Here is a 25,372-nt window from a genome sequence, read left to right as displayed (position 1 = left end):
GGATGAGCGAGGTCAAGTCGCACGAGTTCGACAATTTTCTGCAGCGATCTGCGGCGAACTACCGGCTTTTCCTGCTCTATGGTCCCGATCGGGGCCTCGTGTCCGAGCGGGCGGCGGCACTCGCCGATAGCTTCGGCATGCCTCTCGACGATCCCTTTGCCGTCGTCAAGCTCGATGCCTCGGCGCTCCAGGGAGCCGGCGGCGTGCTCGATGAGGTCAATGCCGTCGGCCTTTTCGGCGGTGAAAAGCTCGTCTGGGTGCGCGGTGCGTCCGCCGAGAAGGGGCTTACCGAAGCGCTGCAGATTCTTTCCGCCGAACCGCCGACGGGGAGCCGCCTCATCATCGAGGCGGGCGACCTCAAAAAGGGTGCGGCGCTCAGAAAGGTCGGCGAATCGTCGCGCGCCGTCGCTTCCATTGCCTGCTACAGCGACGACGCCCGCAGCCTGCATGCGCTCGTCGACAAGGAGCTTTCCGAGGCGGGCCTGCGCATTAGCCCTGCGGCGCGCGAACGCCTCATCGAAGCGCTCGGCGGCGACCGCATCGCCTCGCGCAACGAGATCCGCAAGCTCGCCCTCTACTGCCGCGGCAAGGATGTCGTCGACGAGGAAGACGTGCTGGCGATCGTCGGCGATGCCAGCGCGATCTCGGTCGACGATGCCGTCGACGCCGTGCTGAAGGGCGACGCCGACGCGCTGCTCAGCGCCATGAAGAAGATCACCACGTCGAAGACGCCGCCGTTTCTCGTCCTTCAGGCCTGCTTGCGACAGTTTCAGCAACTTGACGTGATGCGCGCCGAGATGGACGCAAGCCGCCAGCCGGCCGCCCAGGTGGTCGCAAGCCTCGGACGCGGCCTGCATTTCCGTCGCAAGCCCGTGGTCGAAGCCGCCCTGAAACATTGGACCGCTCCGGCGATCCGGCAAGAACTGAGCCGGCTACAGGCCACCATTTACCAAAGCCGCAACCGCCAGAGCCTTGAAGAAAGCCTGGTCATCCAGAACCTGCTGGCGATCACGATCCAGTCGGCGCGGCGTTGATATAGGCACGGACCCTCACAGCCCGCGCTGCGCCTCATCCGCCTGCCGGCACCTTCGCCCCGCAGGCGGGGCGACAAGCGGCGAAGCCCCGACCTCTTCACTTATCGCACGCGGGGAGAGGGGGCTGGTCCACTCGCCCGGCGCCGGCAGTGGGGGACCGGGAGGGCGCGGCATAACCCCTTCGCCCCGTCTGCGGGGAGAAGGTCGCGGCAGCGGGATGAGGGGCAATTTCCGCTCGGCGACGCCGACGATCGCTCAGCGCCGCTCGAGAAGCCGGCAAATCTCCTCCAGCTGATCGAGCGTCTTATAGGCGATCCGGAGATGGCCGCCGTTGGCCTTGTGGCTGACCGTGACCTCGAGCCCGAGGCTGTCCGACAGCGTGCGCTCCAACGCCAGCGTGTCGGCGTCCTTTTCCTCGCGGCGGCGGCCTTGGGCGTAATTGGGGTCGTTCTGCGCCTTGATGTCGTTCTGCGCCAGCCGCTCCGCCTCGCGCACCGACAGTCCCTTGGCGACCACCGTGCGGGCCAAAGCCACCGGATCGGAGGTGGGAATCAGCGCGCGGGCATGGCCTGCCGACAGGCTGCCGTCGGAGAGCATGTCGCGGACCGGCTCGGGCAGCTTCAGGAGACGCAGGCTGTTGGCGACATGGCTGCGGCTCTTGCCGATAATGTCGCCGAGGTCGTTCTGGGTGTAGCCGTGCTCCGCGATGAGCTGCTCGTAGCCGAGCGCCTCTTCGAGCGGATTGAGGTCGGAGCGCTGCACGTTCTCGACAATGGCGATCTCCAGGGCCGTCCGATCGTCGACGTCCCGCACGATCACCGGAATTTCGGTGAAGCCGGCGAGCTGCGCCGCCCGCCAGCGCCTTTCGCCGGCGATGATCTCGTAACGGTCGGCGCCGGCTGTTCGCACCACGACGGGCTGGACGATCCCGTGCTGGCGGATGGAGCTCGCGAGATCCTGCAGTTCCGCTTCATCGAACTGCCGGCGCGGGTTGCGTGGATTGCGTGAGACGAATTCGATCGGCACCCGCCGATCCGGGTTGACCGCGGCGGCGGCCGTGGCGCCGGTCTGCAATGGCTGATCCATCTCGCCGATCAAGGCCGCCAGGCCGCGACCAAGACGTCTCTTGGAGCTGTCGTCGTTCATCTCACACCCAATTAGTTACGCCACCGAAACAGTTGCGCGCCCTATGCACTGCGCCGCCGTCTACCTGTTTGTTTTCCGCCATGTCCGGTGCTCCACCGGACTGCAGAATGCTCTAGGCCGCCTTGCGCTGCCGTTCCCTTTGGATCACCTCGGAAGCCAATTGCAGGTAGGCCTGGCTTCCGGCGCATTTCAAATCATAGAGAATCGCCGGTTTGCCATGCGACGGCGCCTCGGAAACGCGCACGTTGCGCGGGATCAAGGTATGATAGACCTTGTCCCCCAGATGCGTGCGAACATCGCTGACGACCTGCTGCGCCAGATTGTTGCGCGAGTCGAACATGGTGAGAACAATGCCCTGGATGTCGAGGCTCGGATTGACCGTCCGGCGCACCTGATCGACCGTCTCCAGTAATTGGCTGAGGCCTTCCAGCGCAAAGAACTCACATTGCAGCGGAACGAGAACCGAATGGGCGGCCGCCATGGCGTTCATGGTCAACAGGTTGAACGATGGCGGGCAGTCGACCAGGACGTAGGAATAGGCGAGCGCCTCGGCAGCCGCCAGCGCCCTGCGCAGCCGAAAGACCCGGTCAGACTCACGCGATATCTCCATCTCGACGCCGAGCAGGTCCATGGTCGAGGGGACGATGGCAAGGTTCGGCACCGCCGTGTCCTGGGCGATCTCGGCGATCGAATGGGACCCCATCATCAGCTCATAGGACGACAAATGCCGGTTGCGGCGCTGGATTCCTAGCCCGGTACTCGCATTTCCCTGCGGATCGAGATCGATGATCAGCACCTTCTCGCCGATGGCCGCCAAGGCCGTCGCAAGGTTGATCGCTGTCGTCGTCTTGCCGACGCCGCCCTTCTGGTTGGCAATGGTAATGATCCGATTTCTTGGGCCAAACATGCTTCGCTCGCCTATCACTTCATCCGACGTGAAAGATTTGCAATCTCGAGCACAACCGAATCCGGCTCGACGACACTTGCATGTTTTATCAGATCGAATTGAAAGCGGCTAACGGCTTTATCGATTTCCGGTTGATAATCCCGCCCTTTGTGAAGATAGGCGACGGCTTTGGACCCGTCGGCAAGCATCCAAGGCGCGCAATAGTCCAGCAACTGGCTCAGATCCGCGAGTGCCCGGGCGGAAATCGCGTCGCAGGTGGGAATCAGAGACGGTGCCGCCTCTATACGAATCGGATGAACGGAACCGCGTGCACCCGTCTCGTTCAAGGCGACACGAAGAAAGGCCGCCTTCTTGTTGTTGCTCTCGACCAGGTGCACCCAGCCGTCGGCAGCTTCGGCGAGGCAAATGGCGGTTATGACACCGGGAAAGCCGCCGCCGCTGCCGAGGTCGACCCAGGTCTTCGGCGATGGCGAGATTTGGTAGATCTGCAGGCTGTCGACGATGTGGCGCTGCCAAAGATCGTCGAGCGTCGAAGGCGCCACCAGGTTGATCGACTTTGCCCATTTCTGAAAAAGCCTGGCGAAGTGCTCGAGTTTTTCGACCGTTTCACGTGAAACACGCAATCCGCTAGACCGTTGGACGAGACTCGTTTTCATTGCAACTTCATCCCGCCACACGCTGCGTGCCACGTTCCTGCCGCCGCAACCAGGTCAGGATCAACGATACCGCTGCCGGCGTCATGCCGTCGACCTTGATCGCCTGGGCGAGACTGCGGGGCTTCTGCTGCGCCAGCTTCTGCTTCAACTCGTTTGAAAGCCCCGGCAGGAGGCTGTAGTCGAAGTCGACCGGAATGACGGTCTCTTCCTCCCGACGCATACCGGCGATGTCCGCCGCCTGACGCTCCATATAGACGGCATAGGCGGCGTCGATCTCCAGCGCCTCGACGACCTTGCGGTCGATCTTTTCAAGCTCGGGCCAGAGCGACGTCAGCGCCGCGATCGACTGATCCGGGTAGGAGAGAATCTCGAAAGCCGAGCGCCGCTGGCCATCCTGATTGAGCCGCAAGCCGAAACGCTTGCCTTCGCTGGGGGTGATCGCCAGCGACTGGAGGAGCTGGCGCCCGGCCTGATAGCTGGCCCTCCATGCCCCGAAGCGCTGGCGACGAGCCTCGCCCAAGCACCCGAGAGCGATGCCTCCCGGCGTCAGCCGCATGTCGGCATTATCGGCGCGCAATGACAGCCGGTACTCCGCGCGCGAGGTGAACATGCGATAAGGCTCGGTGATGCCCCTGGAGGTGAGGTCATCGATCATCACGCCGATATAGGAATCGGTGCGGCTGAAGACGAAGGGCTCGCGGCCCATCGCCGTCAAGGCCGCGTTCAGCCCGGCGACGAGCCCCTGAGCGCCCGCCTCCTCATAGCCGGTGGTGCCGTTGATCTGCCCCGCAAGAAAGAGGCCAGGCACTTTCCGCACCGCCAACGAGAGCTCCAGCTCTCGTGGATCGACATGGTCATACTCGATCGCATAACCCGGCTGCAGGATCGTCACCGCCTCGAGGCCGGGGATCGTGCGGATGAAGGCGTCCTGGACCTCTTCCGGGAGCGAGGTCGAGATGCCGTTGGGATAGACGGTATCGTCATCCAGACCTTCCGGCTCCAGGAAGATCTGATGCCCGTCGCGCTCACCGAAGCGCACGATCTTGTCCTCGATCGATGGGCAATAGCGCGGCCCGACCCCCTCGATCTGACCCGAATACATGGCCGAGCGATGGATATTGTCGGCGATGATCTTGTGCGTCGCCTCCGTCGTTCGCGTCACGCCGCAGTCGATCTGCCGGTTCACGATCGCATCGGTCATGAAGGAGAAGGGCACCGGATCCTCGTCAGGGCCCTGCCGGCCGACGCGAGCCCAGTCGATCGTGCGGCCGTCAAGGCGCGCCGGCGTGCCGGTCTTCAGCCTTCCCAGGCGAAGGCCGGCACGCCGCAACGTTTCGGAGAGACCGAGCGACGGCTCCTCGCCGACGCGGCCCGCCGGTATCTTGCGGTCGCCGATGTGGATGAGGCCCTTGAGGAAGGTGCCGGTGGTGAGAACGACGGCGCCGGCGCGAATGGCCCGGCCGTCCTTCATGATGACGCCGCACACCGTCTCGCTCTCGAGCAGCAGATCGAAGGCGTCGCCTTCGATCACGGTAAGGTTGTCGATCGCCTCGATCTCGCGCTGCATCGCCTCCCGGTAGAGCTTGCGGTCCGCCTGCGTCCGCGGACCCCGCACCGCCGGACCCTTGCGGCGGTTGAGGAGCCGGAACTGAATGCCGGCGGCGTCGGCGACGCGTCCCATCAGACCGTCGAGCGCGTCGATCTCCCGCACCAGATGGCCTTTGCCCAGGCCGCCAATGGCCGGGTTACAGGACATCACGCCGATCGTTTCCTTCTTATGGGTGACCAGCGCCGTGCGCGCGCCGAGCCGGGCCGAGGCCGAAGCGGCTTCGCAGCCGGCATGGCCGCCGCCGATCACGATGACATCATAATTCGTCATGGACATCTTCCAGCTTTCTCGCGCCTTGATTCTCAATTCCGTGCTCGGAGTCAAGAACGTTTCACGTGAAACGTGTCCTCCGACTCGCCAGCGTTGTATTTCCCCGAAACGCGGCAACGATGCCGACCGGTTGCTTTCACCGGCCCTATGCTCACTTGCCGATGCAGAACTCGGAGAATATCACGTCGAGCAGGTTCTCGACATCGACGCGCCCGGTGATCCTGCCCAGCGCATCGCTCGCCAGACGCAGTTGCTCCGCCCGGATCTCCAGGCCTTCGGCCGCAAGGCTTCGCTCCAGCGCGGCGCTCGCCTGTCTGAGGCAGTCAACGTGCCGACGCCGCGACGGCATCGACAGAGAGGTGTTTCCGGCCAGATCCGGAAGCTGCGACTGCAGCACTTCGAGCAGCTCAGTCATGCCTTCTCCCGTCCTGGTCGAAAGAAAGATGTCCGCGTCCTGAGGTTGCCAGTCTGCCGCCGGCCGGTCGAGCTTCGTTGCGACCCGGATCACCGGCGCCTTCTCTGGCAAAGCCTCGTCGATATGGAAGCCCTCCGGTTTTTCCGATAATAGAAGGACAAGATCGGCATTGGCGATGACTTCGCGCGCCCGCCGAATACCCTCGCGTTCGACCCTTTCCTCCGTCTCGCGCAGACCGGCCGTATCGAACAGTTTGACGGAGAATCCGGCTAAGGAAAGGTCGACGGAGAGAACGTCGCGGGTTGTCCCGGCAATTTCCGTGACGATGGCGACGTCCCTTTTCGCAAGCGCATTGAGCAGGCTCGACTTACCCGCATTGGGTTCGCCTGCAATGACGATCTTCAGGCCATCGCGAATGATCTCGGCGAGGCCGGCCCTGGCGACATGGTCCTCAATCTCCAGGCGCAGCCTTTCCATGTCCGGCCAGATCGAGGCGCTGACGGCGCCGGGAATGTCGTCCTCGTCGGCAAAGTCGAGCTCCGCCTCGATCATCGCCCGCGCATGGATGAGACGTTTCGCCCAGCCGGCGTAAAGGGCCGACTGGCCGCCGCCGGACTGCTCGATCGCCAGGCGGCGCTGCATCTCCGTCTCCGCCGCGATCAGGTCCGCCAGTCCCTCGACCTCGACCAGGTCCAACTTGCCGTTCTGGAAGGCGCGCCGCGAGAACTCGCCTGCCTCCGCATGCCGCAGCCCCTCCATATCGGCAAGCTCATTGAGGATTGCGGTGACCACCGCACGGCCGCCATGCACCTGCAGTTCGCAGCAATCTTCGCCGGTGAACGACGCCGGCCCGGGGAAGTATACTACGAGGCCGCTGTCCAGCGGATCACCGTTTCGAGTCCGAATCGTTCTAAGCGTCGCGACCCGGGCGGGCGGCAAGACGCCGCAAAGACGCACGACCGCCGCCGCCGCCGCAGGGCCGCTGAGCCGGATCACGGCGACGCCGGCCGGCAGGGCGCCGCTAGACAGTGCATAGATCGTATCCGTGAACAGCATCCAGGTCCCTTGGGCTTCGGGGTTGCGGAAAGGCGCGGGGCGCGTGTCTCTCTGTTAGGAGCGGGATGCGCTCACATGCGTTCGCGCCCGCTCTATCCATCTGTTTTTGCCGCATTTGTGCGACGTCAGCCGATTCCACCTGACTGCAAAATGCTCTAAGGGCCAGGCCGCGCCGATCGGCGGCGCACCCCGTCTCGTTATACGGTCGACGGGGCATGATCGAAGGCGCTGGCAGCGGCGTCTTATGCACGTGCCCCGCCGTGAATTCAAGTGCCGGACACGGCTTGGCTCGGCAGGACCGCGCCCTGTCCGACGCAAGGGATCGCCGTGGCACGTTGCGGCGCCGGTGTTTCACGTGAATCATGGCAAACGTTGCGGGCAGTTCAGCGGCTTCCACGAAAAAAGGCCGGCACCAATGGCACCGGCCCCCCGAACTGCGTGACACTTTCGCCTTACGTATTCATCGAATCGAAGAAGTCGCCGTTGGTCTTCGTCTGCTTCAGCTTGTCGATCAGGAACTCGATCGCGTCCGTCGTGCCCATCGGCGCGAGGATGCGGCGCAGCACGAAGATCTTCTGCAGATCCTGGCGCGGCACCAGGAGGTCCTCCTTGCGCGTGCCGGACTTTAGAATGTCCATGGCCGGGAAGATACGCTTGTCGGCGACCTTGCGGTCGAGCACGATTTCGGAGTTGCCGGTGCCCTTGAACTCTTCGAAGATGACTTCGTCCATGCGGCTGCCGGTGTCGATCAGCGCCGTTGCGATGATCGTCAGCGAACCGCCTTCCTCGATGTTGCGGGCGGCACCGAAGAAGCGCTTCGGCCGCTGCAGCGCATTGGCGTCGACACCGCCGGTCAGCACCTTGCCCGAGGAGGGCACGACGGTGTTGTAGGCGCGGCCGAGGCGGGTGATCGAGTCGAGAAGGATGACGACGTCGCGCCCGTGCTCGACCAGGCGCTTGGCCTTCTCGATCACCATTTCGGCCACCTGGACGTGGCGCGTTGCCGGCTCGTCGAAGGTCGAGGAGACGACCTCGCCCTTCACCGACCGCTGCATGTCGGTCACTTCTTCCGGCCGCTCGTCGATCAGGAGGACGATCAGGTAGCACTCCGGATGGTTGGCGGTGATCGAATGCGCGATGTTCTGCAGCAGCACCGTCTTACCGGTGCGCGGCGGCGCGACGATCAGCCCGCGCTGGCCTTTGCCGAGCGGCGCGACGAGATCGATGACGCGCGCGGACAGGTCCTTCGAGGTCGGAACTTCGAGCTCCATCTTGAACCGTTCGTTCGGATAGAGCGGCGTCAGATTGTCGAAGTGAACCTTGTGGCGGATCTTTTCCGGGTCGTCGAAATTGATCGTGTTGACCTTGAGAAGCGCAAAATAGCGTTCGCCTTCCTTCGGCCCGCGGATTGGTCCTTCGACCGTGTCGCCCGTCTTCAGCGAGAAGCGTCGGATCTGCGAGGGAGAGATGTAGATGTCGTCCGGACCGGGAAGGTAGTTTGCGTTCGCCGAGCGCAGGAAGCCGAATCCATCCTGGAGGACTTCGACGACGCCTTCACCGATGATCTCGATGTCCTGCATCGCCAGCATTTTGAGGATCGCGAACATCAGCTCCTGCTTGCGCATCGTGCTGGCGTTCTCCACCTCGAGCTCTTCGGCAAAGGCGAGGAGATCGGTCGGCGTCTTGTTCTTGAGTTCTTGTAGCTTCATTTCAGCCATGAAGGGTCCATGTTTTGTATGGGGGATCGGCGTGATTCGTAAGGGAGCTGCGAGGGGGGAAGAGGCAGGCTCTAAAACTTCGTCACAAGCCATGGGAAGAAGGAGATGAGGGAAAATAACGATTCACGTGAAACGCCGCAAGGGGTCGAAGAAAATTAGCGACAACTATTGCAGTTGCGAATCGATTGAAATCAAAACGGTTTCACGACCACCAGGATGACGATGACGATCATCAGCAGCGTCGGGGCCTCGTTCATCAGCCTCCAGTAGCGTGCATCCCGCCGGTTCTCGTCCCGCTCGAAGGCGCGGACGGCCCGGCTGAAATGCATATGCACCAGCGTCAGCAGCACGACGAAGAAGAGCTTGGCGTGCAGCCAGCCGCCGCTGAAGCCATAGACGCTCCAGGCAAGATAGAGGCCGAGCATCCAGGAGATCATCATCGCCGGATTCATGATCACCTTGAGCAGGCGCCGTTCCATGACCTTGAAGGTCTCCGACTGCACCGATCCCGGTGCGGCATCGGTGTGATAGATGAAGAGGCGCGGCATATAGAAAAGTGCCGCCATCCACGAGATCACCGCGATGATGTGGAGCGCCTTGATCCAGAGATGGAGATCGTCCGGCTGCCAGACGAACAGCCCGATCAGCAGCGCCGCGAAGAGCGAAAGCGCGATGACGGCCCGAAGCCGCGCGCGCCGGCCGGGGCCGCTCCCGGTCTGGCGTTCCTCCTTCATCGCCGCGTCCGAACGCGGGCGACGAGTGCTGCGACATGCTTCGGGTCCGCGTCAGGCGTGATGCCGTGGCCGAGATTGAAGATCAGCGGTCCCTGGCCGAGCGCGTCGAGGATGCGGTCGATGGCGCTGTCCATCGCCTCACCGCCGGCGACGACCCGCATCGGATCGAGATTGCCCTGGACGGGCCCGTCCTTCTGCAGTTCGGCGGCAAAGGAGAGCGGCACCGACCAGTCGAGGCCGATTGCGTCGGCGCCCGTCGCGCGGCGGTAATCTTTCAACAGCAGGCCGGCGCCCTTGGCAAAGGCGATGATCCGGGCGGACGGACGGCGGGCGCGAACCGACGCGATCATCCGGCGGACGGGCTCGACCGCATAGCGGGCGAATTCCTCCTCGCCGAGCACCCCCGCCCAGGAATCGAAGATCTGCACCGCGTCCGCCCCGGCGTCGATCTGCTCGACGAGATAGTCGGCGGAGATGTCGGCGAGAAGGGCCAGCAACCGGTCGAAAGCCGCGGGGTTGCGGTAGGCGAAGAGGCGGGCCGGCGCCTGGTCCGGCGTTCCCTTGCCGGCGATCATGTAGGTCGCGACCGTCCAGGGCGCGCCGCAGAAGCCGAGAAGCGTCGTTTCCGCCGGCAATTCCCGTCTCAGCCGCGATACCGTCTCGAAGACCGGGGCCAGGTGGTCGGTCACGCCATCGGCGCCGAGGCGGGCAATGCCGTCCTCGTCGATCGGATCCATGCGCGGCCCCAGCCCCTCTTCGAAGCGGACATTGCGATGGAGGGCATCGGGAATGACGAGGATGTCGGAGAAAAGGATCGCCGCGTCGAAGCCGTAGCGCCGGATCGGCTGCAGCGTCACTTCCACCGCGAGGTCCGGCGTGTAGCAGAGATCGAGAAAGCTCCCGGCCTTCGCTCGCGTCTCCCGATATTCCGGCAGGTAGCGTCCCGCCTGGCGCATCAGCCAGATGGGGGGAGGGGTGAGGCTCTTGCCGTTCAACACCTCAAGCACTTTGCGATGCGTTTCGGTCACTCGCCGCTTTCCCAATCTAAAATCAAACCTATTGATAAGAGTTTCTATTTCTTAGAGTCGGTGGCTATCAAGGATTAAAATCAATCCTCAGTTGGTTCAGCGATGCACAAGCCGCGGCGAAACGCCGGGAGAATACGAGGCATCCCTGCCCGGGCAATGTGGAAAGACCGGAAAATGCCGTGAACTCAGCGCGTTGGCGGCTTGGTCGGAGCTGCGCTTCCTGTGGATTGCCGGTCGATCCGCGTGACAATATGTCGTCGCCATGAGTCTTGTCCACATATGCGGCGTGGCGATTTCCGGCTGGGGGCTGGATGTGAATAAATCGGCGCTTTTCCACTTGCCTCACCGGCGGCGGCGCCGTTAGCTGTCCTGTGTCCCGGCTTATCAACAACCCGCGGAGAATTGCGTGGAGAACCGCAAAAACTACTTCCACCTGCACCTCATCTCCGATTCGACCGGCGAGACGCTGATCGCCGCCGGCCGCGCGGCGGCCGCGCAATTCCAGGCGTCGCACGCGCTCGAACACGTCTACCCGCTGATCCGCAATCGCAAGCAGTTGATGCAGGTTCTCGATGCGGTCGACGGCGCACCGGGCATCGTGCTCTACACGATCGTCGACCGGGAGCTCGCCGGGCTGATCGACCAGAGGTGCCGCGAGATCGGCGTTCCCTGCGTCTCGGTGCTCGATCCGATCATCGAGCTCTTCCAGTCCTATCTCGGCTCGCCGTCGCGCCGCCGCTCGGGTGCGCAGCATGTCATGGACGCCGAGTATTTCGCCCGCATCGAGGCGCTGAATTTCACGATGGACCATGATGACGGCCAGATGCCGGCCGATTTCAACGAGGCCGATGTCGTCCTCGTCGGGGTCAGCCGCACGTCGAAGACGCCGACGAGCATCTATCTCGCCAATCGCGGCATCAAGACCGCCAACATCCCGATCGTGCCGGGGGTGCCCTTGCCGGACGGCCTTGTCAGGGCGACGAAACCGCTGGTCGTCGGCCTCATCGCCTCGGCCGAGCGCCTGTCGCAGGTGCGCCAGCATCGCCTGCTCGGAACGACCCAGAATTTCCACGGCGAGGAATATACGGATCGGGCGGCGATCGCCGAGGAGCTGAAATATGCCCGCACGCTCTGCGCCCGGAACAACTGGCCGTTGATCGACGTGACACGCCGCTCGATCGAGGAAACTGCCGCGGCGATCGTTGCCCTTCGCCCGCGGCTCAGATAGAGCGGGTCCGAAGGGAAGGGAGATGTTCAGGCTCTGTCGCCGGCATTTCGCCGCCTGCGTGTTCGACTTGAAGGAGGATCGATTGCGATGCCCGGGTTGATGCAATCCGCACATCGTCGCGATTCCGACCCCGGGAGCGGTAAATGACACCCTCGCTCGTGCTGGCATCGGCCAGCCCCTTTCGACGCGCATTGCTCGCCAATGCCGGATTGGCCTTCGAGGCGCGGGCCGCGCAGGTGGACGAGCGGGCACTCGAACGGCCGCTCGAGGAATCGGGCGCGTCGCCCGTCGACGTGGCGCTCGCCCTTGCCGAGGCGAAGGCGGGGGACGTGGCGCGGCATTTTCCCGAGGCGCTGGTGATCGGCTCCGACCAGACGATGTCGCTCGGCCCCCGCGTCTATCACAAGCCGAAGGACATGGCGGAGGCCGCCGCGCATCTCCTGTCGCTCTCCGGCAAGACGCACAGCCTGAACAGCGCCGTGGTTCTCATGAGCAACGGCGAGGTCGTCTGGCGGCACGTCTCCACGGCGCAGATGACGGTGCGCCCGTTGAGCCCGGCCTTCGTCGAGCGGCATCTCCAAAGGGTGGGCGAGAAGGCGCTTCAAAGCGTCGGCGCCTATCAGCTCGAAGGCGAGGGCATCCAGCTCTTTGACAGGATCGAGGGCGATTATTTCACCATTCTTGGCCTGCCGATGCTGCCGCTTCTTGCCAAGCTCCGCGAACTGGGTGCGATCGATGCGTGATTCACGTGAAACATTTGTTAACCATGCCTTCGTCACCGGCTATCCGGTCAAGCATTCGCGCTCGCCGCTCATCCACGGCCATTGGCTGAAGCAATTCGGCATTGCCGGGAGTTATCGCGCCCATGAGGTCACGCCCGAAGCCTTCCCGGATTTCATGCGGCGGTTGAAGGACGGCTCCAGCGGCTTCTGCGGCGGCAATGTCACCATTCCCCACAAGGAGGCCGCCTTTCGCCTCTCCGATCGGCCGGATGAGCTGAGCACCGAGCTTGGGGCGGCCAATACGCTGTGGCTCGAGGACGGCGAGATCTGCGCGACGAACACCGACGGCCGCGGTTTCGTCGCCAATCTCGACGAGCGCGCGAAGGACTGGGACCGCATCGGGACGGCGGTAATCCTCGGGGCCGGCGGCGCCAGCCGCGCCGTGATCCAGGCGATCCGCGACCGCGGCGTCAAGGCGATCCACGTGGTGAACCGCACGCCGGAGCGGGCGCAGGAGCTGGCCGACCGCTTTGGTGCCGCCGTGCATGCGCACCCGCTTGCCGCGCTTGCCGAAGTGATGTCGGGCGCCGGACTGTTCGTCAACACCACCTCTCTCGGCATGGACGGCGAGCCGGCGCCGGCGATCGATTTCTCGCCCCTGGCGCGGAATGCCGTCGTGACCGATATCGTCTATGTACCGCTGAAGACGCCGCTGTTGCGCCAGGCGGAAGAGCAGGGCTTCTTGATTGTCGACGGGCTCGGCATGCTCTTGCATCAGGCCGTGCCCGGATTCGAGAAATGGTTCGGCCGCCGGCCCGCCGTCGACGAAACGCTTCGACAGATCATCATCAGCGACATGGACAAACACCCATGATCGTGGTCGGGCTGACGGGCTCCATCGGAATGGGAAAATCGACCGCCGCCGGGATGTTCCGGGAACTCGGCGTGCCGGTGAACGATGCCGATGAGGTGGTGCACGAGCTTTATCGCGGCGAAGCGGTGGCACCGGTCGAAGCGGCCTTTCCGGGGGTGGCGAAGAACGGCGTCATCGATCGCGCGGAGCTGTCGCGCCGGCTTGTCGCCGCACCCGAGCGGCTCGGCGAGCTGGAGCGGATCGTCCATCCGCTCGTGCGCGAGCGGGAGCGCCAGTTCCTCGCGCAGCAAAAGGCGGCGGGCGCGCCCTTCGTGCTCCTCGACATCCCGCTGCTCTATGAGACCAAGGCCGAAGCGCGCGTCGACCGCGTCGTCGTCGTGACCTGCGACCCGGAGAAACAGCGCGAGCGGGTGATGAAGCGGCCGGGCATGACCGCCGAGAAATTCGCGATGATCCTCGCCCGCCAGGTGCCCGACAGCGAAAAGCGCGCCCGCGCCGATTACATCATCGACACCAGCGACAGCTTCGACGTCACCCGGGAGCAGATTCGCGCGATCGTCGATGAGTTGCGGGCGGCGGGATAGAGCCGACGACTGCCCCCGCCTGCCGACCGCAAGCGGGCGAAGGTCGCGGCAGCGGCATGAAGGGCAGGTCGCGAACTTCCGCGCTTCAACTGCAATCGAAATGCCATTACAACGCGGAAACAGCTCGGATTGATTCGTCGTGAATCCTCGCCCAGGAACCCCGCATGCGTGAAATCATCTTCGATACGGAAACGACCGGTCTCGACAGCCGAGAAGACCGGGTGATCGAAATCGGCGGTGTCGAGCTCGAGAACCAGTTTCCGACGGGGCGCACGCTTCATATCTACATCAATCCCGGGGAGCGGAAGGTCCACCCCGATGCGCTGGCGGTGCACGGGATCACCAACGAGTTTCTCAAGGACAAGCCATCCTTCGCCGATGTCGTCGAGCAGATCGTCGATTTCTTTGGCGACGCGCGCTGGGTCGCGCATAACGCCACCTTCGACATCGGCTTCATCAACGCGGAGTTCGAGCGGCTCGGCCTGCCGCCGATCGGCATGGACCGGGTGATCGACACGCTGGCGCTTGCCCGGCGCAAGCACCCGATGGGTCCGAATTCGCTCGATGCCCTCTGCCGCCGCTACGGCATCGACAACTCCCATCGCGCCAAGCACGGTGCGCTGCTCGACTCCGAACTGCTCGCCGAGGTCTATATCGAGATGATCGGCGGCCGCCAGGCGGCGCTCGGCCTCGTCATGACGGAGACGGGCGGGCTTTCGATCGAAGCCGATGACGGCCCGATCATCGTGATGCGCAGGGAGCGGCCGCTGCAGCCGCGGCTGACCGAAATCGAGATCGCCGCGCATGCCGCCCTTATCTCGAAGATCGGCGCCAAGGCGATCTGGACGAAATACGGCGGCTGACGGCCCGCATCCCGCAAAGCAGGAAGACGACGAAAACAAAAACCCGGCTCTCGAGGCCGGGTTTTCAGCATCTCAGGATGACCGGTTCGTCCGGGTCAGTTCGCCGTGTCGTTGGTGTTGGCGACCTGGGCGCGGACCTTTTCCTCGGCCATGCGCTGCGCGAACATCTGTGCGAAATCGATCGGGTCGATCATCAGCGGCGGGAAGCCGCCATTGCGGGTGGCATCGGCGACGATCTGGCGCGCGAAAGGGAACAGGAGACGCGGGCACTCGATGAAAAGCAGCGGCAGCATGTGCTCCTGCGGGAAACCGGCAACGCGGAACACGCCGCCATAGGCGAGCTCGACGTTGAACAGGACCTTGTCGCCATCCATCGCCTGGGCAGTCAACGACAGCACGACGTCGAAGTCGTTCTCGGCGAGCGGATTGGCATTGACGTTGACATTGATGTTGATCGACGGAGCGCGGTCGCGTGCCTGCAGCGAGCGCGGGGCACCGGGGTTCTCGAAGGAAAGATCCTTGACATACTGGGCCAGGATATTGAGCGACGGGCTCTGCTGGGCGCCGCCGTTGCCGTTGGATGCGGTATCAGTCGTCATAAGGGTTTCCTCGGACTTCGAATTGGTGACGCCATCTAGCACTTCGCATCTGGGCTTACAACCCATGGAGCCAGGGCGTTGCGGGCGGGAGAGGATGCCCGGCCATCCGTTCGGACGCGCATTATAGACTCGATTGCAGCCGGAATCAGGAAAACCCCGAGCGATTCTCCGTTCTTGTTTCCATGCGTGCCGTAATCCCAAACCGCTTCACACTTTTGGGCGAAATGCATCAGTGCGAAATGCGGCCCGGCGGCGAGGAATCGTCCTTGTCCTCGCCCTTTTGCTTTCTGGAGAACTCATCCTCGTCGAGATCGATGATGACCGACCCGCGGCGCGCCTCGCGTCCGGCACCGCCCGAATAGTAAAAGCCGGATCCGCCGGTCAGGATCGTCATCCGCCGGCGCAGCAAATCCGCAAGGGCGCGTCTCAGCGGCGGCAGGAAGAGGAGGAGACCGATCGTGTCGCTGATGAAACCGGGCACGATCAGCAGGATCGCGGCGAGAAAGGTCAGCGCGCCGCCGAGAACGTCGAGGCCCGGATCGTTCCCCGTCCGCGCCGCCTCCTGCACGCGCCGCATGACCTCGAAGCCCTGGATGCGCAACAGCACGATGCCGACGATGGCGCTCAGGAATACCAGCAAAAGAGTGGCCGCGACGCCGATCTCGCGGCCGACGACGACGAAGCCGGCGATTTCCGCAAGCGGCAGTCCGAGAATGAGGATCGGGATCACGTAACGCATCGTTGGTGCTCGGAAGAAGATTCGTGCAATCGCCCGGCCTAAGGTTTAAGGGTGCGACATCGCCATTTGAATGGTTTATCCTTGCGGACTATATGGGACGTTAAGAGAAATTCTAGCAGCGGTTCCGGGTGGAAATGGGCTCTTTCGACTTCATCACGTTTTTTTTCCTGATCGCCGCCGTGGTCATCTTCCTGCAGTTGCGCAGCGTTCTGGGCCGCAGGACGGGCAACGAGCGCCCGCCTTTCGACCCCTATTCGCCGCGGGATGTGGCGCAAGGGGCGGAGACGGGCGATAAAGGCAAGGTCGTGCAGCTCCCCCGCCGCGAAAGCGCGGCGGAAGACGAGTCCCGTTACGCCGCCATCGAGACTTTCGCCAAGGCGGGCACGCCGCTGAACGGCCAGCTCAGGGCCTTGAGCGACGCCGACCCGAGCTTCGACCCGGGCGAATTCCTGAATGGCGCCAAGATGGCCTACGAGATGATCGTGATGGCCTTTGCCGACGGCGACCGCAAGACGCTGAAGGGGCTGCTGTCGCGCGAGGTCTATGAAGGCTTCGAGGCGGCCATCACCGAGCGCGAAGCCCGGGGCGAGGTGGTCAAATCCACCTTCGTCGGCATCGAGAAGGCCGACATTGTCCATGCGGAGCTCAAGGACAACGAGGAAAACATCACGGTCAGGATCATCAGCCAGCTCATTTCCGCGACCTACGAGAAGTCCGGCAAGCTCATCGACGGCGATGCCGACTCGGTCGCCGAAGTGAACGATCTCTGGACCTTCGCGCGCGACCTGCGCTCGCGCGACCCGAACTGGAAGCTGATCGCCACCGAATCTGAAAACTGACCGGGAAGCGGGCGGCCATGGGCTTTCATCTCGAGCCGGTCACCTTTGCCGAGCTGCCCGGCTGGCACGCGGACGATCCGAGGCCGGTGATCGCCGCGCTAAGCCGCTGTCACCGGCAGGTGACGACGGCGAAGCCGTACAGGACCGGCTCTCTCGGCATTTCGACGGACGACCTCCTGCCGGCTTTTGCGGCGGCGGGCGGCGGCTTCGCGGACGAAAGGGAGGCCCGCGCCTTCTTCGAGGAACGGTTCGTTCCGTTCCGGATCCGGCCCGATGACCGGCCGGCCGGCTTCGTCACCGCATTCTACGAACCGGAGGTGGAGGTCCGGCCGACCCCGGACGGCGAATTCCGCTTTCCCTTCTACCGGCGCCCCGACGACCTCGTCGATATAGACGACACCAACCGGCCGGAGGGGATGGATCCCTATTTCGCCTTCGGCCGCCTTCGGGACGGCCGGATCGAGGAATATCCCGACCGCCGCGCCATCGAAGAGGGCTTTCTTGCCGGCCGCGGCCTGGAGATCGCCTATGCCCGTTCCAAGGTCGACGTCTTCTTCATCCATGTGCAGGGTGCGGCGCGGCTCGTCCATCCGGACGGATCGCTCCGGCGCATCACCTATGCGGCAAAGACCGGGCATCGCTTTTCCGCGATCGGAAAGCTCCTGATCGAGCGCGGCAAGATCGATGCCGCGACCGTGTCGATGGCGAGCATCCGCGGCTGGCTCGCGGCCCATCCGGAAAAGGTGGACGAGGTGCTGTGGCACAACCGCTCCTTCATCTTCTTCCGCGAGGCGCCGGTCGACGACGACGGGCTCGGTCCGGTGGCTGCCGCCAAGGTGCCGCTGGAGCCCGGACGCTCGCTCGCGGTCGACCGGTTGATCCACACTTTCGGCGTCCCCTTCTTTGTCGCCAGCGAAAGCCTCAGCCATCTTGACGGCGGCCGCCCTTTCGCGCGGCTGATGCTCGCGCTCGACACGGGCTCGGCGATCGTCGGGCCGGCGCGCGGCGACATCTTCACGGGCTCCGGCGACGAGGCCGGCAACCGCGCCGGTTCGGTGCGCAACGATGCCGATTTCTTCATCTTCATCCCCCGCGGCGCCGCGGCTCGATATGGCGCCCGATCTGCTCCCCGATCCGAAAATGACTAGGGACAGGAAGCTTTCGCCGGAGGACCGCATTCTCTGGGGCAAGGTCGCGCGCACGACCAGGCCCATGGCGGGGCGGGCCGGCGACCTTGCGGACCTGATCGCGCAGGCCGAAGACCCGCAGGCGCCGTCGGCACCTGAGCCGTCTGCCGCGGCCTCCGCCGTCCCCGAAAAGCAGGAGCGGGGCTTCGCGCTGACCGCCAAGGCCGAGCGTCGCCATCATCCCCTGGAACGGCCGGTGAAGCGCAAGATCGCCAAGGGCCGGCTGGCGCTCGAAGCGCGGATCGACCTGCACGGGATGATCCAGAGCGAGGCGCACGGCCTGCTCCTGCAGTTTCTCTTGAAGGCGCATGAGCGCGGCTTGCGCCATGTCCTGGTCATCACCGGCAAGGGAACGTCGATGGGCAGCGACGGCGCCTTGAAGCGGGCGGTGCCGCTCTGGTTCTCGCTGCCGGAGTTCCGGCCGCTGATCTCCTCCTATGAGCCGGCCGCCCGCAACCATGGCGGCGAGGGCGCGCTCTATGTGCGGCTGGCGCGGGCGAAGGGAAGCGCGACATGACCCCCTTCGGCGAGGCGGTGCGCAGGCTCCGCCGCCGCAAGGGCGTCTCGCAGAAGGAGATGGCGGCGGCGATCGGGGTTTCCGCGGCCTATCTTTCGGCGCTCGAGCACGGCAAGCGCGGCGCGCCGAGCTTCGATTTCCTCCAGCGTGTCGCCGGCTATTTCAACGTCATCTGGGACGAGGCGGATGAACTGCTGCGGATCGCCCATATTTCCGACCCCCGGGTCGTGCTCGACACGTCCGGCCTGCCACCCGGCCATACCGCCTTCGCCAATCGCCTGAGCGCCGAGATTCGCGGGCTTTCGGAGGAGACGATCCGGGCCCTGGAAGAAGTTTTGGAAAAAGCCACATTTCCTGATAAGGACAGGGGATGAAGACCCGCTCCGCGCCGGATTTGGAACCCGTGGACAAATTTTCTATAGTCCGCGAGGCCTCTCGCGCTGTGATTCGCGACGAATCACGACGTCCGAAAAACCTGGAAAGACCTGAAGCCGAATGACCGACATCTCTCAGACCGAAGCCGGCGTGAGCGCCGAGTATGGCGCCGATTCCATCAAGGTGTTGAAGGGCCTCGATGCCGTGCGCAAGCGGCCGGGCATGTATATCGGCGACACCGATGACGGCTCCGGTCTGCACCACATGGTCTACGAGGTCGTCGACAACGCGATCGACGAGGCTCTGGCCGGCCATGCCGATCTCGTCACCGTGACGCTCAATCCGGACGGCTCCTGCACGGTGACGGACAACGGCCGCGGCATTCCGACGGACATCCACCGCGAAGAGGGCGTCTCGGCGGCGGAAGTCATCATGACCCAGCTTCACGCCGGCGGCAAATTCGACCAGAACTCCTACAAGGTCTCCGGCGGCCTGCACGGCGTCGGCGTTTCCGTCGTCAACGCGCTCTCGACCTCGTTGAAGCTCAAGATCCGCCGCGCCGGCAAGGTGCATGAGATGAGCTTCACCCACGGCGTCGCCGATGGGCCGCTGACGATCACCGGCGATGCCGGCGGCGAGACGGGCACCGAGGTCACTTTCCTGCCGAGCGAGCAGACCTTCTCGAACATCGAATTCGATTTCGCGACGCTCGAGCACCGCCTGCGCGAGCTCGCCTTCCTGAATTCCGGCGTCCGCATCGTGCTGACCGACAAGCGCCATTCGGACATCCGCCGCGACGAGATGATGTATGACGGCGGGCTCGAGGCCTTCGTCGCCTATCTCGACCGGGCGAAGAAGCCGCTCGTCCACAAGCCGGTTTCGATCCGCGGCGAGAAGGACGGGATCACCGTCGAGGTGGCGATGTGGTGGAACGACAGCTACCACGAGAACGTGCTCTGCTTCACCAACAACATCCCGCAGCGCGACGGCGGCACGCACATGGCCGGCTTCCGCGGCGCGCTCACCCGCCAGATCACCTCCTATGCCGATACCTCCGGCATCACCAAGAAGGAAAAGGTGTCGCTGACCGGCGACGATTGCCGCGAGGGCCTGACGGCCGTGCTGTCGGTGAAGGTGCCGGATCCGAAGTTCTCGTCCCAGACCAAGGACAAGCTGGTGTCGTCCGAGGTTCGGCCGGTGGTCGAAAGCCTCGTCAACGAGGCGCTGGGCACCTGGCTCGAGGAAAACCCCGCGGATGCGAAGGTCCTCGTCGGCAAGGTGGTCGAGGCGGCGGCGGCGCGCGAAGCGGCGCGCAAGGCGCGTGAACTGACGCGCCGCAAGGGCGCGCTCGATATCTCGTCGCTGCCGGGCAAGCTCGCCGATTGCTCCGAGCGCGATCCGGCCAAGTCCGAGCTCTTCCTGGTGGAGGGCGATTCGGCAGGCGGCTCGGCCAAGCAGGGCCGTTCGCGCGAAAGCCAGGCGATCCTGCCGCTGCGCGGCAAGATCCTCAACGTCGAGCGCGCGCGCTTCGACAAGATGCTGTCGAGCCAGGAAATCGGCACGCTGATCACCGCGCTCGGCACCTCGATCGGCAAGGACGAGTTCAACGCCGACAAGCTGCGCTACCACAAGATCATCATCATGACGGACGCCGACGTCGACGGCGCCCATATCCGCACGCTGCTGCTCACCTTCTTCTTCCGGCAGATGCCGGAGCTCATCGAGCGCGGCCACCTCTATATCGCCCAGCCGCCGCTCTACAAGGTGGCGCGCGGCAAGTCGGTGCAGTACCTGAAGGACGAGAAGGCGCTCGAAGACTACCTGATCACCATGGGCCTCGAGGAGGCGTCGCTCGAACTCGCCTCGGGCGAGGTCAGGACCGGACAGGACCTGCGCGAAGTCATCAACGACGCGCTCCGCATGCGTTCGCTGATCGACGGGCTGCATTCGCGCTACAACCGCTCGGTCGTCGAACAGGCGGCGATCGCCGGCGCACTCAACGTCGAGCTCAACGGCGAGCCCGACGAATACCAGAAGATCGCAGCCGAAGTGGCCCGGCGGCTCGACGTCATCGCCGAGGAGACCGAGCGCGGCTGGACCGCGACCGTGACGGCGGAGGGCGGCCTGAGGCTCGAGCGCATGGTGCGCGGCGTCAAGGAAGTCTCCGTGCTCGACATGGCGCTGATCGGTTCGTCCGACGCCCGCCACATCGACCAGATGACGGCACGACTGAAGGAAGTCTACGCCGCACCGCCGGTGCTGCGCCGTCGCGACGGAACGCAGGAGATCAGCGGCCCGCGCGCCCTCCTCGATGCGATCTTCGCCGCGGGCCGCAAGGGCCTCACCATGCAGCGCTACAAGGGCCTCGGCGAGATGAACGCCGAGCAGTTGTGGGAGACGACGCTCGATCCGAACGTCCGCTCGCTGCTGCAGGTCAAGGTTTCCGATGCGACCGATGCGGACGGCCTGTTCTCGCGCCTGATGGGCGACGAGGTGGAGCCGCGCCGCGATTTCATCCAGGAAAACGCGCTGAGCGTCGCCAACCTCGATATCTGATGCCTGCACGGGGAAGCCGGTGAACGGCTTCCGGCTCGTCAAGGGCAGGGCGGAACCCGCCCTGCGATCTTTGTGCGTCTCTTCGCCTGTTGAAGGCGTCACTCGCCCTTGAAATCGCCTTCGAAGACGAATTCGCCGATCGGCTTGCGCTGGCTCGGCTTTTCGCGTGCGCGCAGATCATCCGGCAGCGTGGAAGGGTCGGCGATCCTGCCGATCGCGACGGCTGCCTCGACGCGATAGTGCTCCGGCACGCCGAGCACCTCGATCGCCCTTTCCCTGTCGACGCCGGCCATGGCATGGGCGTGCCATCCGGCAAGCTGCGTCTGCAGCGCGAGCGCGAACCAGGCGGCACCCGTGTCGAAGGCATGGGTATAGGCGGGCCTGATTTCGCCCGTCGACGTGACCCGGTGCGTCCGGGAGAGAATGATGACGAGTGCCGACGCGTTTTTCGCCCAGCGCTGGTTGCCTTCGTCCAGGGTGGAGAGCAGCTTCGCGAAATGCTCGGTGCCGCGGCGCGCATAGACGAAGCGCCAGGGCTGAAGGTTGCTTGCCGAGGGCGCCCAGCGCGCCGCCTCGAAAAGGGCGAGCAGTTCCTCTTCGCTGACCGCCTCGCCGGTGAAGGCGCGCGGCGACCAGCGCTCCAGGAAGATCGAATGAATCGGGTGGTCGGCTCTTCTGTGGTTGATTTCTGTCACGAACGAAAGTCCCTTATCTTGCGCGCGAATCCTTTGAGCGTCGCCTATCGATGGTTGGCCGCGGATTCGCGGGCGACGCTACAGAATGTGAAAGGGCTTTGGAACGTGCTCTCTCAAAAGTGATGAGCGGCCGTTGCGGGCTCCGCCTCAGGCAACCGGAACGAAGCGGAAGGGGCGGCGTTTTCTACCGGGCGCACGCTTCCTTCCCGCCGTGCTGGAGCATTTTGCAGACAGGTGGAGTGACCTGGCGTCGTAGAAATGCGGCAAAACAGCAGATTGGGCGGTGGCGCGAGTGCATGTGAGCGCCTCCCGCTCTAAATATGAGAAATGATCGTCGGGACGATTGTCGAGTCTCAGAAAAAAGTTGTATAAGTTCTGTAGATTTTTCCCGAGGAAGGACCCAGCCATGAATCTGAAGGACCCGTCGCTGTTTCGCCAGGCCGCTCTCGTCGGCGATAACTGGATCGAAGCGGACCCGAAGAATGCGATCGAGGTGAACAATCCGGCGACCGGCGAGGTGATCGGGCTGGTGCCGAAGCTCGGGGCCGCCGAGACGAAGGCTGCGATCGAGACGGCCGCGCGGGTTCAGAAGAAATGGGCGGCGAGGACCGCCAAGGAACGCGCGGCGATTCTCCGCCGCTGGTTCGAGTTGATGATCGAGAACAAGGACGATCTCGGCCAGATCCTGACGATCGAGCAGGGCAAGCCGCTCGCCGAGGCGACCGGTGAGATCGTCTACGGGGCGAGCTTCATCGAATGGTTCGCGGAAGAGGGGCGCCGCGTCTATGGCGACCTCATGCCCGGCCACCAGAAGGACAAGCGCATCCTGGTGATGAAGCAGCCGATCGGCGTCGTCGCCGCCATCACGCCGTGGAACTTCCCGAACGCGATGATCACCCGCAAGGCCGGACCCGCCTTTGCCGCCGGCTGCGCCATGGTGCTGAAGCCGGCCGCGCAGACGCCCTTCTCGGCGATTGCCATTGCCGTGCTTGCCGAGCGCGCCGGCATGCCGAAGGGCCTCTTTTCGGTGATCACCGGATCGGCGCGCGAGATCGGCGCCGAGATGACCTCGAACCCGACCGTACGCAAGCTGACCTTCACCGGCTCCACCGAGGTCGGCGCCGAACTCTACCGCCAGAGCGCCGCGACCATCAAGAAGCTCGGTCTCGAACTCGGCGGCAACGCGCCGTTCATCGTCTTCGACGATGCCGATCTCGACGCGGCGGTCGAGGGTGCGCTGATCGCCAAGTTCCGCAACAACGGCCAGACCTGCGTCTGCGCCAACCGCATCTATGTCCAGGACGGCGTCTACGAGGCGTTTTCTCAGAAGCTCGCCGCCGCCGTCGCCCGGCTGAAGACCGGCAACGGCATGGAAGAGGGCGTCATCCTCGGGCCGCTGATCGACCAGCCGGCCCTTGCGAAGGTCGAGGAGCATGTGGCCGACGCCCTTTCCAAGGGCGCCCGCGTCGTCCAGGGCGGCCGTCGCCATGCGCTCGGCGGCACCTTCTACGAGGCGACGGTGCTCGCGGACGTGACCCAGGCGATGGCGGTGGCGCGCGAGGAAACCTTCGGTCCGGTCGCGCCGCTCTTCCGCTTCAAGGATGAAGCGGACGTCATTCACCAGGCGAACGATACCGAGTTCGGCCTCGCCTCCTATTTCTACGCCAAGGATCTGGCACGGGTCTTCCGTGTCGCCGAGGCGCTGGAATACGGCATGGTCGGCGTCAACACCGGGCTGATCTCCACGGCGGAAGCGCCCTTCGGCGGCGTAAAACTCTCCGGCCTCGGCCGCGAGGGCTCGAAATACGGCCTCGAGGAGTTCATGGAAATCAAATATGTCTGCCTCGGCGGCATCGCCTGAGCAGAGCGGACATCTGCGCGATCAAAGAAACCGGTCGGAAAGTTCTGGCCGGTTTTTTCTATTGTGGCTAAGAAGTTGGCCGAGTGATTGATTTGAGGCGCGATTGCCCCTCACCCTGGCCCTCTCCCCGCACGCAAGGGAGGGGACGGGGGCGCACTCCTCCTCCTCCTTCTGCAATCGCCGAGGGGGACTTGGAGAGCGCGGCATCGTCTCTTCGCCCCGCGAGCGGGGAGAAGGCGCCGGCAGGCGGATGAGGGCAATCGGGCGCGAAATCCAAGCGTTCAGGAGAAAAATCGCCATGCCCGCCCCGAAGAATCCCTTTAAAGCGGCGATCCGCGAAAACCGCTTCCAGCTCGGTCTTTGGGTGGCGCTCGCCAGCCCCTATGCGGCCGAGATCGTCGCCGACAGCGGTTACGACTGGCTGCTGATCGACGGCGAGCATGCGCCGAACGACCTGCCGCTGCTGGCCGCCCAGTATGGTGCGATCGCGCGCGGCAGCAGCCATCCGATCGTCCGCCTGCCCGTCGGCGACACCGCGCTCATCAAGCAGGTGCTCGACACCGGCGTCCAGACCTTGCTCATCCCGATGGTCGAAGGCGTCGAGCAGGCGCGCCAGCTCGTCCGTGCCGTCCGTTACCCGCCGCACGGCATTCGCGGCGTCGGTGCGGCGCTCGGGCGGGCCACGCGCTTCAGCCGCATCGCCGACTATCTCCAGACCGCGAACGAGGAGATCTGCCTCCTCCTGCAGATCGAAAGCCGGGCGGGCCTCGCCGCGCTCGACGAGATCGCCGCGCTCGACGGCGTCGACGGCCTGTTCATCGGCCCGGCCGACCTCGCCGCCGACATGGGCCATCTCGGAAACTCCGGCCACCCGGAGGTGCGGGCCGCCATCGTCGACGCCTTCGCGCGCATCCACCGCGCCGGCAAGGCGCGCGGCATCATGACCCTCGACCTCGCCCAGGCCCGCGACTACCGCGACCTCGGCGCCGACTTCATGGCAATCGGCACCGATGTGACGCTGCTCGTCAGCGCAACGGAAAACTTGCGTCGGGAATTTCTGGGAGAGGCCGGCCAGGTGCGAAAGGAATCCGGCTACTGATCGCTTCGTTGCGGTAGGGCCTCATGCCCGTGACAGGCACGGGAAGCAAGGGCGAAAGAGC

At 64.5% G+C, this 25,372-nt stretch carries 24 protein-coding genes; 13 read left to right on the top strand and 11 right to left on the bottom strand.

Annotation, left to right across the window (positions count from 1 at the left end; all coding sequences use genetic code 11):
* Window positions 1-2: 2 nt before the first annotated feature.
* Window positions 3-1,034 (top strand): DNA polymerase III subunit delta, encoded by a 1,032-nt coding sequence (gene holA, locus ATB98_RS19705; RefSeq protein WP_066876552.1) that lies wholly within the window; start codon window positions 3-5, stop codon window positions 1,032-1,034.
* 255 nt (window positions 1,035-1,289) lie between these two features.
* Here the strand turns inward: holA and ATB98_RS19700 are convergent, their stop codons facing one another.
* From ATB98_RS19700 to hemE, 8 genes are all read right to left on the bottom strand, one after another.
* Entirely contained in the window at window positions 1,290-2,180 is an 891-nt protein-coding gene (locus ATB98_RS19700) for a ParB/RepB/Spo0J family partition protein (RefSeq protein WP_066876551.1), read from the bottom strand.
* 112 nt (window positions 2,181-2,292) lie between these two features.
* Entirely contained in the window at window positions 2,293-3,087 is a 795-nt protein-coding gene (locus ATB98_RS19695) for a ParA family protein (RefSeq protein WP_066876549.1), read from the bottom strand.
* Between the two features lie 14 nt (window positions 3,088-3,101).
* Window positions 3,102-3,743 carry a 16S rRNA (guanine(527)-N(7))-methyltransferase RsmG gene (gene rsmG / locus ATB98_RS19690; protein WP_066876547.1) on the bottom strand — a complete coding sequence of 214 codons (642 nt, stop codon included), beginning with the start codon at window positions 3,741-3,743 and terminating at the stop codon, window positions 3,102-3,104.
* Between the two features lie 7 nt (window positions 3,744-3,750).
* Window positions 3,751-5,622, bottom strand: a complete 1,872-nt coding sequence (mnmG, locus tag ATB98_RS19685; RefSeq protein ID WP_084435609.1) for a tRNA uridine-5-carboxymethylaminomethyl(34) synthesis enzyme MnmG — start codon at window positions 5,620-5,622, stop codon at window positions 3,751-3,753.
* A gap of 151 nt (window positions 5,623-5,773) precedes the next feature.
* Entirely contained in the window at window positions 5,774-7,093 is a 1,320-nt protein-coding gene (gene mnmE / locus ATB98_RS19680) for a tRNA uridine-5-carboxymethylaminomethyl(34) synthesis GTPase MnmE (RefSeq protein ID WP_066876543.1), read from the bottom strand.
* A gap of 452 nt (window positions 7,094-7,545) precedes the next feature.
* Window positions 7,546-8,811, bottom strand: a complete 1,266-nt coding sequence (gene rho, locus ATB98_RS19675) for a transcription termination factor Rho (protein ID WP_153435920.1) — start codon at window positions 8,809-8,811, stop codon at window positions 7,546-7,548.
* Window positions 8,812-9,002: 191 nt separating this feature from the next.
* On the bottom strand, window positions 9,003-9,545 hold the full coding sequence (hemJ, locus tag ATB98_RS19670) for a protoporphyrinogen oxidase HemJ (protein ID WP_066876541.1): 543 nt from the start codon (window positions 9,543-9,545) through the stop codon (window positions 9,003-9,005).
* Window positions 9,542-10,573 (bottom strand): uroporphyrinogen decarboxylase, encoded by a 1,032-nt coding sequence (gene hemE, locus ATB98_RS19665; protein WP_066876539.1) that lies wholly within the window; start codon window positions 10,571-10,573, stop codon window positions 9,542-9,544. Before hemE ends, hemJ begins: the two co-directional genes overlap by 4 nt.
* A gap of 406 nt (window positions 10,574-10,979) precedes the next feature.
* Between hemE and ATB98_RS19660 the strand changes: the two genes are divergently transcribed.
* The 5 genes from ATB98_RS19660 to dnaQ all read left to right on the top strand — a co-directional run bounded on the left by ATB98_RS19660 (window position 10,980) and on the right by dnaQ (window position 14,844).
* Window positions 10,980-11,801: a pyruvate, water dikinase regulatory protein gene (locus tag ATB98_RS19660; protein ID WP_066876537.1), complete on the top strand. Its 822-nt coding sequence runs from the start codon at window positions 10,980-10,982 to the stop codon at window positions 11,799-11,801.
* A gap of 143 nt (window positions 11,802-11,944) precedes the next feature.
* Entirely contained in the window at window positions 11,945-12,544 is a 600-nt protein-coding gene (locus tag ATB98_RS19655) for a Maf-like protein (protein ID WP_066876535.1), read from the top strand.
* Window positions 12,537-13,397 (top strand): shikimate dehydrogenase, encoded by an 861-nt coding sequence (locus ATB98_RS19650; protein ID WP_066876533.1) that lies wholly within the window; start codon window positions 12,537-12,539, stop codon window positions 13,395-13,397. Before ATB98_RS19655 ends, ATB98_RS19650 begins: the two co-directional genes overlap by 8 nt.
* Window positions 13,394-13,981 (top strand): dephospho-CoA kinase, encoded by a 588-nt coding sequence (gene coaE, locus ATB98_RS19645; RefSeq protein WP_066876531.1) that lies wholly within the window; start codon window positions 13,394-13,396, stop codon window positions 13,979-13,981. Before ATB98_RS19650 ends, coaE begins: the two co-directional genes overlap by 4 nt.
* A gap of 164 nt (window positions 13,982-14,145) precedes the next feature.
* Window positions 14,146-14,844 carry a DNA polymerase III subunit epsilon gene (gene dnaQ / locus ATB98_RS19640; RefSeq protein WP_066876529.1) on the top strand — a complete coding sequence of 233 codons (699 nt, stop codon included), beginning with the start codon at window positions 14,146-14,148 and terminating at the stop codon, window positions 14,842-14,844.
* Window positions 14,845-14,939: 95 nt separating this feature from the next.
* Here dnaQ and secB read toward each other — a convergent pair whose 3' ends face one another.
* Together secB and ATB98_RS19630 are read right to left on the bottom strand one after the other, a co-directional pair.
* Window positions 14,940-15,443 carry a protein-export chaperone SecB gene (secB, locus tag ATB98_RS19635; protein WP_066876526.1) on the bottom strand — a complete coding sequence of 168 codons (504 nt, stop codon included), beginning with the start codon at window positions 15,441-15,443 and terminating at the stop codon, window positions 14,940-14,942.
* Between the two features lie 229 nt (window positions 15,444-15,672).
* Window positions 15,673-16,182: an FxsA family protein gene (locus ATB98_RS19630; protein ID WP_066876524.1), complete on the bottom strand. Its 510-nt coding sequence runs from the start codon at window positions 16,180-16,182 to the stop codon at window positions 15,673-15,675.
* 134 nt (window positions 16,183-16,316) lie between these two features.
* Between ATB98_RS19630 and ATB98_RS19625 the strand changes: the two genes are divergently transcribed.
* The 5 genes from ATB98_RS19625 (at window position 16,317) to gyrB (ending at window position 21,656) form a co-directional block, all read left to right on the top strand.
* Window positions 16,317-17,021 carry a Tim44/TimA family putative adaptor protein gene (locus ATB98_RS19625; RefSeq protein ID WP_066876522.1) on the top strand — a complete coding sequence of 235 codons (705 nt, stop codon included), beginning with the start codon at window positions 16,317-16,319 and terminating at the stop codon, window positions 17,019-17,021.
* A gap of 17 nt (window positions 17,022-17,038) precedes the next feature.
* On the top strand, window positions 17,039-18,169 hold the full coding sequence (mltA, locus tag ATB98_RS19620) for a murein transglycosylase A (RefSeq protein WP_066876520.1): 1,131 nt from the start codon (window positions 17,039-17,041) through the stop codon (window positions 18,167-18,169).
* Window positions 18,162-18,725, top strand: a complete 564-nt coding sequence (locus ATB98_RS19615) for a Smr/MutS family protein (RefSeq protein ID WP_066876653.1) — start codon at window positions 18,162-18,164, stop codon at window positions 18,723-18,725. The genes mltA and ATB98_RS19615 overlap by 8 nt, the downstream gene beginning before the upstream one ends.
* On the top strand, window positions 18,722-19,099 hold the full coding sequence (locus ATB98_RS19610) for a helix-turn-helix domain-containing protein (protein WP_066876517.1): 378 nt from the start codon (window positions 18,722-18,724) through the stop codon (window positions 19,097-19,099). Before ATB98_RS19615 ends, ATB98_RS19610 begins: the two co-directional genes overlap by 4 nt.
* 121 nt (window positions 19,100-19,220) lie before the next feature.
* Window positions 19,221-21,656, top strand: a complete 2,436-nt coding sequence (gene gyrB / locus ATB98_RS19605; RefSeq protein WP_066876515.1) for a DNA topoisomerase (ATP-hydrolyzing) subunit B — start codon at window positions 19,221-19,223, stop codon at window positions 21,654-21,656.
* A 98-nt stretch (window positions 21,657-21,754) separates the two neighbouring features.
* Here gyrB and ATB98_RS19600 read toward each other — a convergent pair whose 3' ends face one another.
* Window positions 21,755-22,351 carry a nitroreductase family protein gene (locus ATB98_RS19600; RefSeq protein ID WP_066876513.1) on the bottom strand — a complete coding sequence of 199 codons (597 nt, stop codon included), beginning with the start codon at window positions 22,349-22,351 and terminating at the stop codon, window positions 21,755-21,757.
* 406 nt (window positions 22,352-22,757) lie between these two features.
* Between ATB98_RS19600 and gabD the strand changes: the two genes are divergently transcribed.
* Together gabD and hpaI are read left to right on the top strand one after the other, a co-directional pair.
* Window positions 22,758-24,212 (top strand): NADP-dependent succinate-semialdehyde dehydrogenase, encoded by a 1,455-nt coding sequence (gabD, locus tag ATB98_RS19595; protein WP_066876511.1) that lies wholly within the window; start codon window positions 22,758-22,760, stop codon window positions 24,210-24,212.
* 298 nt (window positions 24,213-24,510) lie between these two features.
* Window positions 24,511-25,311: a 4-hydroxy-2-oxoheptanedioate aldolase gene (hpaI, locus tag ATB98_RS19590; RefSeq protein ID WP_066876509.1), complete on the top strand. Its 801-nt coding sequence runs from the start codon at window positions 24,511-24,513 to the stop codon at window positions 25,309-25,311.
* The last annotated feature ends 61 nt before the right edge of the window (window positions 25,312-25,372 follow it).

It is taken from the genome of Sinorhizobium saheli (assembly GCF_001651875.1).
Lineage (GTDB): Bacteria > Pseudomonadota > Alphaproteobacteria > Rhizobiales > Rhizobiaceae > Sinorhizobium > Sinorhizobium saheli.
The sequence above is the reverse complement of the archived record's forward strand: the minus strand, read 5'-3'. Positions and strand labels throughout refer to the sequence as shown.

Bases quoted from the DNA above. Each gene is read 5' to 3' on its own strand.
- ATB98_RS19625 (WP_066876522.1), top strand. From the start codon at position 16,317: ATGGGCTCTTTCGACTTCATCACGTTTTTTTTCCTGATCGCCGCCGTG.
- hpaI (WP_066876509.1), top strand. From the start codon at position 24,511: ATGCCCGCCCCGAAGAATCCCTTTAAAGCGGCGATCCGCGAAAACCGC.
- secB (WP_066876526.1), bottom strand. From the start codon at position 15,443: ATGACGACTGATACCGCATCCAACGGCAACGGCGGCGCCCAGCAGAGC.
- rho (WP_153435920.1), bottom strand. From the start codon at position 8,811: ATGGCTGAAATGAAGCTACAAGAACTCAAGAACAAGACGCCGACCGAT.
- dnaQ (WP_066876529.1), top strand. From the start codon at position 14,146: ATGCGTGAAATCATCTTCGATACGGAAACGACCGGTCTCGACAGCCGA.
- holA (WP_066876552.1), top strand. From the start codon at position 3: ATGAGCGAGGTCAAGTCGCACGAGTTCGACAATTTTCTGCAGCGATCT.
- ATB98_RS19610 (WP_066876517.1), top strand. From the start codon at position 18,722: ATGACCCCCTTCGGCGAGGCGGTGCGCAGGCTCCGCCGCCGCAAGGGC.
- gabD (WP_066876511.1), top strand. From the start codon at position 22,758: ATGAATCTGAAGGACCCGTCGCTGTTTCGCCAGGCCGCTCTCGTCGGC.
- mltA (WP_066876520.1), top strand. From the start codon at position 17,039: ATGGGCTTTCATCTCGAGCCGGTCACCTTTGCCGAGCTGCCCGGCTGG.
- mnmE (WP_066876543.1), bottom strand. From the start codon at position 7,093: ATGCTGTTCACGGATACGATCTATGCACTGTCTAGCGGCGCCCTGCCG.
- gyrB (WP_066876515.1), top strand. From the start codon at position 19,221: ATGACCGACATCTCTCAGACCGAAGCCGGCGTGAGCGCCGAGTATGGC.
- ATB98_RS19630 (WP_066876524.1), bottom strand. From the start codon at position 16,182: ATGCGTTACGTGATCCCGATCCTCATTCTCGGACTGCCGCTTGCGGAA.
- ATB98_RS19615 (WP_066876653.1), top strand. From the start codon at position 18,162: ATGACTAGGGACAGGAAGCTTTCGCCGGAGGACCGCATTCTCTGGGGC.
- rsmG (WP_066876547.1), bottom strand. From the start codon at position 3,743: ATGAAAACGAGTCTCGTCCAACGGTCTAGCGGATTGCGTGTTTCACGT.
- ATB98_RS19650 (WP_066876533.1), top strand. From the start codon at position 12,537: ATGCGTGATTCACGTGAAACATTTGTTAACCATGCCTTCGTCACCGGC.
- hemJ (WP_066876541.1), bottom strand. From the start codon at position 9,545: ATGAAGGAGGAACGCCAGACCGGGAGCGGCCCCGGCCGGCGCGCGCGG.
- ATB98_RS19655 (WP_066876535.1), top strand. From the start codon at position 11,945: ATGACACCCTCGCTCGTGCTGGCATCGGCCAGCCCCTTTCGACGCGCA.
- coaE (WP_066876531.1), top strand. From the start codon at position 13,394: ATGATCGTGGTCGGGCTGACGGGCTCCATCGGAATGGGAAAATCGACC.
- ATB98_RS19695 (WP_066876549.1), bottom strand. From the start codon at position 3,087: ATGTTTGGCCCAAGAAATCGGATCATTACCATTGCCAACCAGAAGGGC.
- ATB98_RS19700 (WP_066876551.1), bottom strand. From the start codon at position 2,180: ATGAACGACGACAGCTCCAAGAGACGTCTTGGTCGCGGCCTGGCGGCC.
- mnmG (WP_084435609.1), bottom strand. From the start codon at position 5,622: ATGACGAATTATGATGTCATCGTGATCGGCGGCGGCCATGCCGGCTGC.